6 protein-coding genes are annotated in these 7,980 nt (G+C 74.4%); 3 read left to right on the top strand and 3 right to left on the bottom strand.

Annotation, left to right across the window (positions count from 1 at the left end; genetic code table 11):
* The first annotated feature begins 102 nt into the window (after nt 1–102).
* On the top strand, nt 103–1,683 hold the full coding sequence (gene hutH / locus GA0115240_RS24255; protein WP_093739624.1) for a histidine ammonia-lyase: 1,581 nt from the start codon (nt 103–105) through the stop codon (nt 1,681–1,683).
* Nucleotides 1,684–1,696: 13 nt separating this feature from the next.
* Here the strand turns inward: hutH and GA0115240_RS24260 are convergent, their stop codons facing one another.
* Nucleotides 1,697–1,993, bottom strand: a complete 297-nt coding sequence (locus GA0115240_RS24260) for a hypothetical protein (protein WP_093739626.1) — start codon at nt 1,991–1,993, stop codon at nt 1,697–1,699.
* A gap of 344 nt (nt 1,994–2,337) precedes the next feature.
* Here GA0115240_RS24260 and GA0115240_RS24265 point away from each other — a divergent pair, with 344 nt between their 5' ends.
* Nucleotides 2,338–3,681: a L,D-transpeptidase gene (locus tag GA0115240_RS24265; RefSeq protein WP_093739632.1), complete on the top strand. Its 1,344-nt coding sequence runs from the start codon at nt 2,338–2,340 to the stop codon at nt 3,679–3,681.
* Nucleotides 3,682–3,742: 61 nt separating this feature from the next.
* Here GA0115240_RS24265 and GA0115240_RS24270 read toward each other — a convergent pair whose 3' ends face one another.
* Entirely contained in the window at nt 3,743–4,912 is a 1,170-nt protein-coding gene (locus GA0115240_RS24270; protein WP_093739634.1) for an ROK family protein, read from the bottom strand.
* Nucleotides 4,913–5,122: 210 nt separating this feature from the next.
* Complete coding sequence (gene xylB / locus GA0115240_RS24275) at nt 5,123–6,550, bottom strand: xylulokinase (protein ID WP_093739628.1); 1,428 nt, start codon at nt 6,548–6,550, stop codon at nt 5,123–5,125.
* Nucleotides 6,551–6,653: 103 nt separating this feature from the next.
* Between xylB and xylA the strand changes: the two genes are divergently transcribed.
* Nucleotides 6,654–7,859 carry a xylose isomerase gene (gene xylA, locus GA0115240_RS24280; RefSeq protein WP_093739630.1) on the top strand — a complete coding sequence of 402 codons (1,206 nt, stop codon included), beginning with the start codon at nt 6,654–6,656 and terminating at the stop codon, nt 7,857–7,859.
* The last annotated feature ends 121 nt before the right edge of the window (nt 7,860–7,980 follow it).

Consider the following 7,980-nt stretch of genomic DNA (forward strand, 5'->3'; position numbering starts at 1 on the left):
GCGGGTCGGGACCCGACGGCGCTGCGACCTGCGCGACCCTCCAGCGCGCGCAGCGCACCCGCAGGGTGACAGTTCCGGATTCACTGCTTAGGGTGCGTGAATATGGATATGCAGAACGTGGTGGTGGGCGCCGAGGGGACCGCGGCGGAGGACGTGCTGGCGGTGGCGCGCGGAACCGCCCGCGTCACGGTGGGTGAGGACGCCCTCGCCGGGATCGCCGCCTCGCGGGCCGTGATCGACGCGCTCGCCGCCAAGCCCGAACCCGTCTACGGGGTGAGCACCGGCTTCGGTGCCCTCGCCGTGCGGCACATCACGCCGGACCTGCGGGCGCAGCTGCAGCGCAGCCTGGTGCGGTCGCATGCCGCCGGGATGGGGCCGCGGGTGGAACGCGAAGTCGTCCGCGCGCTGATGTTCCTGCGGCTGAAGACGCTCGCCTCCGGCCGGACCGGGGTGCGCCCCGTCGTCGCCGAGACGATGGCCGCCCTGCTGAACGCCGGCATCACCCCCGTCGTCCACGAGTACGGCTCCCTCGGCTGCTCCGGCGACCTCGCCCCGCTCGCGCACTGCGCCCAGGTCCTGATGGGCGAGGGCGTGGCGGAGGGCCCCGACGGCACGGTCCGCCCGGCCGCCGAACTGCTCGAAGAGCACGGGATCACCCCGGTCGAGCTGCGGGAGAAGGAGGGCCTGGCCCTCATCAACGGCACCGACGGCATGCTCGGCATGCTGCTGCTGGCCTGCGCCGACCTGACCGCCCTGTTCACCGCCGCCGACATCACCGCCGCCCTCAGCCTGGAGGCACTGCTCGGCACCGACCGGGTGCTCGCCGCCGACCTGCAGGCGATCCGCCCGCATCCCGGCCAGGCGGCCAGCGCCGAGAACATGCGCCGGGTGCTGGCCGGTTCCGGCCTGACCGGGCATCACCAGGACGACGCCCCGCGCGTACAGGACGCGTACTCGATCCGCTGCGCGCCCCAGGTGGCCGGCGCCGGCCGGGACACGCTGGCGCACGCCCGGCTGGTGGCCGACCGCGAACTCGCCGCCGCCGTGGACAATCCGGTGGTCCTGCTGGGGGACGCCGAGGGTGGCGGTCCCGGGGCCGGCCGGGTCGAGTCGAACGGCAACTTCCACGGCGCCCCCGTCGCCTACGTCCTGGACTTCCTCGCCATCGCCGCCGCCGACCTCGGCTCCATCGCCGAGCGCCGCACCGACCGGCTGCTGGACAAGAACCGCTCGCACGGCCTGCCGCCGTTCCTCGCCGAGGACCCCGGCCTGGACTCCGGTCTGATGATCGCCCAGTACACCCAGGCCGCCCTGGTCAGCGAGATGAAGCGGCTGGCCGTCCCCGCCTCGGTCGACTCCATCCCGTCCTCCGCGATGCAGGAGGACCACGTGTCGATGGGGTGGTCGGCGGCGCGCAAGCTGCGGACCGCGGTGGACAATCTGGCCCGGATCATCGCGGTGGAGATGTTCGCGGCCACCCGCGCGCTGGAGATCAGGTCCGCGACCGGCGAGCTGCGCCCGGCACCCGCCTCGCAGGCGGTGCTGGCGGCCGTCCGGGCGGCCGGGATCGAGGGCGCGGGCCCGGACCGCTTCCTGTCGCCCGACCTGGAAGCGGCCTATGCCTTCGTCCGGGACGGCTCGCTGGCCCGCGCCGCGGAGTCGGTCACCGGCCCGCTGGCCTGAGCGGCGCGGTCGCTCAGATCGCGGACGAACGGGAGCGGCGGCCGGCGTTCAGCACCAGCCCCGCTCCCGCCACCAGGAACGCGGCGCCGCCGATGACGTACGGCTTGGTGTTCACCGCGCCGGTGTCGGCCAGGCCGCCCAGTTCGGGGTGGGTGCCGATGGCGGTGGTGCCGGCCGGACGCGTCGTGGAGTGGGCTGGCGCGGAGGCGGGGGCGGCCTGCACGGGGCTGGCGGTCGCGGACGGTACGAAGTACAGCGCGGCGAGGACGGAAGCGGCCGCCGCGGCGACGTAAGGGCGGGGTGAGGTCAACGTATCCCCCAGGTTTGAGTGGCGACTTGACCGTGGGGGCCGATGGTAGTGACTCGGCGCCACGTGTGTGAAGCCGCTCTCGGATCGATCACGGTCCGTAGGAAGTGAATTACGCAGATCGTATGCCCGGCGGTTGGCCATCGAACCGTTCGGCGCGTGGGAAAGCCCACATTTCGGGCAGAAACGTCCGGATTACGCCTTCACCCTGTTTTCATGAAAGTGGTAGAGGAAGAGAGCCTCGCGAGCACCCCCCACCTCTGGAGACACGCGTGTCGCTGACCGATCCCGAGAAAACCCCCGACGAGCGGACTTCTCGCCGCTCCCTGTTCACCCGCCGCCGGAGCATGGCGGCGGCCGCGGTGCTGCTGGGGGGCACGCTCGGGCTGACCGCTTGCGCCGGCCACGCCGGCAACCACGCGGACAAGGCCGCGAGCAGTTCCCCGGTCGCCTCCGCTTCGGCGTCGTCACCGTCGTCCCCGGCGTCCGCGTCCCCGTCCGCCACGCCGGCCTCCAGCGCCCCCACCGCGGACGGCACGCCCAGCGCCGCCACCCAGGCCCGGCAGGACGCCAACGCCGCCGCGAACGCATCCGCGGCGAAGATCACCATCTCGCCGCACACCGGTAGCACGGGCGCCCCCCTCACCGGCGGCGCCAAGGTGACCGTGGCGCACGGCACGCTGACCTCCGTCACCATGACGTCGAAGGCCACCGGCCGCACTGTGGCCGGCACCATATCCGCCGGCGGCACCCGCTGGACGCCGAACGGGTCGCTGGCCCGCGCCACCCAGTACCGGATATCCGCGGCCGCCACGGACGCCACCGGCCGCACCACCACCGCGAACGCCACCTTCGCCACCGTCTCCACGGCCGGCACCTTCGTCGGCTACTTCACGCCGGAGGACGGCTCCACGGTCGGCGTGGGCATGCCGGTCTCGATCAACTTCGACAAGGCCATCGCCGGCAACGACCGCGCCGCCGTGCAGAAGGGCATCAGCGTCGAGTCCAGCAGCGGCCAGCGGGTCGTCGGCCACTGGTTCAGCGCCACCCGGCTCGACCTGCGCCCGCAGCAGTACTGGCTGCCCGGTTCGCACGTCTCGCTCTCCTTGAACCTCAACGGGGTGGAGGGCGCGCCGAACGTCTACGGCGTCCAGCACAAGACCGTCGCCTTCGACGTCGGCCGCTCGCAGGTGTCCACCGTCGACGCCGCCACGCACATGATGACCGTGGTCCGCGACGGCAAGGTCATCAACACCATCCCGATCTCGGCCGGCGCCCCCGACCACATCACCTACGACGGTCAGATGGTCATCTCGGAGAAGGACCAGACCACCCGGATGAACGGGGCGACGGTCGGCCTCGTCAACAGCGACGGCAAGGGCGAGTACGACATCCCGGACGTCCCGCACGCCATGCGGCTGACCACCTCCGGCACCTTCATCCACGGCAACTACTGGGCCGACAAGGGCATCTTCGGCAAGGCCAACACCAGCCACGGCTGCATCGGGATGAGCGACACCAAGGGCGGCAAGGACCCGAACACCCCGGCCGCCTGGTTCTACAACCACTCGCTCATCGGTGACGTGGTCGTGGTGAAGAACTCCACCGACAAGACCGTCCAGCCGGACAACGGCCTCAACGGCTGGAACATGAGCTGGTCGCAGTGGGTGGCCGGGTCGGCGCTGAGCTGACACCGGGTCGCGGCCGCACGCGTCGGCCGCCGGCCGTACGGGCGCGTGAGCGCCGTACGGGCTAGGCGCGCGCCGCGGCCGCGGTGGTTCCGGTCACCGCCCCGGCCCCGGTGGCCGCGGATCCGTTGATCCAGGCCGCCGGGTCGTCCAGCACCGTCCGCACCGCGCTGTAGGCGGCGCCCCGCAGGACGCCGTCGCGGCCGAGCGTCGAGGTGACGAGGTCTTCCGGGCGCCACTGGCGGTCGGTGACGCGGGCGGCCAGCTCCCGGCGTACGCCCGGCAGCAGCCAGGGCGCGAGGTCGGCGAGCGGGCCGCCGACCACCACTGCCTGCGGGTCCAGCAGGTTCACCGCGCCGCTGAGCGCGATCCCGAGGGCCGCGCCGGCCTCCTCCAGGGCGCGCAGGGCCGCGGGGTCGCCCGCGCGGGCCGCTGTCCGCAGCGCCGCCGGCCCCCGCTCGGTGCCGACCCCGGCGGCCCGCAGCAGCGCCTCCTCGCCGGCGTAGGTCTCCAGGCAGCCGTGGGCGCCGCACGAGCAGCGGGGCCCGTCGGGGCGGACCGGGACGTGGCCCAGTTCGCCCGCGAAGCCCCGGGCGCCGCGAAAGAGGCGGCCCTCCACCACCAGGGCGGCGCCGATGCCGATCTCGGCGGACACATGGACGAAGTCGGCGAGCTTGTCGTGCCCGCCGAGCCAGAGTTCGGCGAGTGCGCCGAGGTTGGCCTCGTTCTCCACCACGGTCCGGCCGCCGAGGGCGGCGGCGACGGGGACGTCCTCCCAGCCGAGGTTGGGAGCGCGCAGTACGGTGCCGCGATCCCGGCCGACCAGGCCTGGTACGGCCACGGTGGTGCCCACCGGGTGCAGGCCCGCCGCCCGGGCCTCCTCGGTCACCCGGGCGGTCAGTTCGGCGAGTTCGGCGAGGACGGCGGGGGCGGGGCGGTCGCGGTTGGCCGCCGGGGCCTCGGCGCGGCACCGGACGGTGCCGCGCAGGTCCACCACGCAGGCGGCGAGGTGGTCGACCCCGATCTCGGCGCCGACTCCGGCGGGGCCGGACGCGGACAGCGCCAGGGCGGTGCCCGGGCGGCCCACCGTGCCGGGCCGCTGGGCGCCGCGCTCCTCCAGCAGGCCGGCCGCCAGCAACTCGTCCACCAGGGTCGAGACGGTCGCCCGGGTCAGCCCGACCTGCGCGGCGACTCCCGCCCGGGTCACCTTCTCCCCGGCGGCCAGCGCTTCCATCACCAGCCCCATATTGCGGCGCCGCAGCCCCGCTTGAGCGCCTGTGGTTCTCCCCACCGGGCTCCTCCGTTCCCTCGGGCCCTCAGTATGTGCGGCCTGCCGCGGGGGGTGTTTCCACCCGCGGCCGTCCGTCCGGGGGTCGTCCTCCCGTCCGCGGCTCCCCGCCGCCGGACGCGGCGCCCGGGGGCGCTCCTGCCCGCGCCGGAGCGCTCAGGCCCCCGCGAGGGGCAGTGCCGCCGCCAGCCGGGTCAGTGCCTCCTCGTCACGGGGCACCGCGTCGTAGCGGGGGCCGTCCGAGGTGGCCCAGCGCGCGGCCACCGTCGTGGGGGATTCGCCGGTGAGGAGGGCGGCCGCCTGGACCGCCGCGCCGAGGGCGACGAGTTCGCCGGCGGCCGGAATCTGGACGGGCCGCCCGGACAGGCGCAGGACGGTCTCCCGCCAAGCGGTCCCGCGGGCGCCGCCGCCGATCAGCAGCAGCGGCTCGGCGGACTGCGTCCCGTCCACCGCCAGCACCTCGTCCAGCGCCCGCAGCAGCGCCCAGACCGCGCCGTCGTACGCCCCCTGCAGCACCTGCCCGGCCGTCGTCTCGTGCCGCAGGCCGGTCAACAGGCCCGAGGCGTACGGGAGGTTCGGCGTGCGCTCACCGTCCAGGAAGGGCAGGAAGGCCACCGAGCCGCCGGGCTCGACCTGCTCGCGGTCCCGGCCCAGCAGCGCCGCCACCTTGTCGACCGCGAGGGTGCAGTTGAGCGTGCAGGCCAGCGGCAGCCAGCCGCCGTCCGCCGCGGCGAAGCCCGCCACCGTCCCGGAGGGGTCGGCCGGACGCTGCCGCGACACCGCGTAGACGGTGCCCGAGGTGCCCAGGCTGAGCACCGCCCGGCCCGGGGTGAGACCGAGCCCGAGCGCCGCGGCCGCGTTGTCGCCGGTGCCGGCCGCGACCAGTGCCCCGGCCCGCAGCGGCAGCCGCTCCCGTACCGTCCCGGCCTGCCGGCCCGGGGCCAGCACGGCCGGCAGCAGTTTCGGGTCGAGGCCCACCTCCCCGAGCAGCGTCTCGTCGTACTCGCCGGTCTGCGAGGCCCACCAGCCGGTGCCCGAGGCGTCGCCCCGGTCGGTGACCGCGACCCCGCTGAGCCGCTCGGTCAGGAAGTCGTGCGGCAGCCGGACGCCGGCCGCTGCCGCCGCCACCTGCGGCTCGTTGGCCCGCAGCCACTCCCACTTGGTCACCGTGAAGCTCGCGCCGGGGACCGAACCGAACCGTTCGGCCCACCACTGGGCGCCGTACCGCTCCACCAGCGCGGCGGCCTGCGGCGCGGACCGTACGTCGTTCCAGAGCAGGGCCGGCCGCAGGGGCCGGCCGGCCGCGTCGAGCACGACCAGGCCGTGCTGCTGGCCGCCGACCGAGACCGCCGCGGCCTGCCCCGCGTAGGGGCCGAGCTGCCCGAGCGCGTCCAGCAGCGCCCGCCACCACTCCTCCGGGTCGCTCTCGCGTCCCGCGCCGCCGCTGACGGTGTGCGGGGCCTGCCCGCGGGCCAGCACCTCGCCGCTGTCCACGTCGACCGCCAGCACCTTCGTGGACTGCGTGGAGCTGTCCACGCCGAGCACGACCTGCCCGCGGCCCCGTGCCTGATCCTGCGACGCCATGTGATCCCGGTCCTTTCGCGCGCACATTCGCGGGTTCCCACTTCCCATCATCGGTCTCGCATACTAATTTGTTCAACAGTCTGACGAATAGGAGCCGACCACCATGACTTCCGCCACGCCCGCGCCCGCCGGTTCCGGGGACCCGTACACCCCGGCCCCCGAGCACAAGTTCACCTTCGGCCTGTGGACGGTCGGCTGGCAGGGCCGCGACCCGTTCGGCGACGCCACCCGCGCCCCGCTCGACCCGGTGGAGAGCGTCACCCGCCTCGCCGAACTCGGCGCGTACGGCGTGACCTTCCACGACGACGACGTGATCCCCTTCGGCTCCTCCGACGCCGAGCGCGACGCGCACATCAAACGCTTCCGCCAGGCCCTGGACAGCACCGGGCTGGCCGTCCCGATGGCCACCACCAACCTCTTCACCCACCCGGTCTTCAAGGACGGCGCCTTCACCGCCAACGACCGGGACGTGCGCCGCTTCGCGCTGCGCAAGACCATCCGCAACATCGACCTCGCCGTCGAACTCGGCGCCAAGGTCTATGTGGCCTGGGGCGGCCGCGAGGGCGCGGAATCCGGCGCCGCCAAGGACGTCCGGGCCGCGCTGGACCGGATGAAGGAGGCCTTCGACCTGCTCGGCGAGTACGTCACCGAGCAGGGCTACGACCTGCGCTTCGCCATCGAGCCCAAGCCGAACGAGCCGCGCGGCGACATCCTGCTGCCGACCGTCGGCCACGCGCTGGCCTTCATCAACGCGCTGGAGCGGCCCGACATCGTCGGCGTCAACCCCGAGGTCGGCCACGAGCAGATGGCCGGGCTCAACTTCCCGCACGGCATCGCGCAGGCGCTGTGGCACGGCAAGCTCTTCCACATCGACCTCAACGGCCAGACCGGCATCAAGTACGACCAGGACCTGCGCTTCGGCGCCGGCGACCTGCGGGCCGCCTTCTGGCTGGTGGACCTGCTGGAGACGGCCGGATACCAGGGCCCGCGGCACTTCGACTTCAAGCCGCCACGCACCGAGGACTACGACGGTGTGTGGGCGTCGGCGGCCGGCTGCATGCGCAACTACCTGATGCTGAAGGAGCGGGCCGCCGCCTTCCGCGCGGACCCGCAGGTCCAGGAGGCGCTGCGGGCCTCCCGGCTGGACCAGCTGGCCCAGCCGACGATCGCCGAGGGCGAGACACTGGCCGGCCTGCTCGCCGACCGCACCGCGTTCGAGGACTTCGACCCGGAGGCCGCCGCGGCCCGCGGTATGGCGTTCGAGCACCTGGACCAGCTGGCCATGGACCACCTGCTCGGCGCCCGCTGACGATCCCCACCCTCCGGCGGGACGCCCCCCGCGCCCGGTCGCCCCGCCCCGGTCGCCGGCTCCGGGGCGTCGGCGTCCCGCCGGGGCGGGGGAGACCGCGCGCTCGGCGCCCACCGGCGCG

The organism is Streptomyces sp. DvalAA-14, from assembly GCF_900091855.1.
GTDB lineage: Bacteria > Actinomycetota > Actinomycetes > Streptomycetales > Streptomycetaceae > Actinacidiphila.

Coding starts and splice junctions, on each gene's coding strand:
- hutH (WP_093739624.1), top strand. CDS start 103: ATGGATATGCAGAACGTGGTGGTGGGCGCCGAGGGGACCGCGGCGGAG.
- GA0115240_RS24265 (WP_093739632.1), top strand. CDS start 2,338: ATGGCGGCGGCCGCGGTGCTGCTGGGGGGCACGCTCGGGCTGACCGCT.
- GA0115240_RS24270 (WP_093739634.1), bottom strand. CDS start 4,912: ATGGAAGCGCTGGCCGCCGGGGAGAAGGTGACCCGGGCGGGAGTCGCC.
- xylB (WP_093739628.1), bottom strand. CDS start 6,550: ATGGCGTCGCAGGATCAGGCACGGGGCCGCGGGCAGGTCGTGCTCGGC.
- xylA (WP_093739630.1), top strand. CDS start 6,654: ATGACTTCCGCCACGCCCGCGCCCGCCGGTTCCGGGGACCCGTACACC.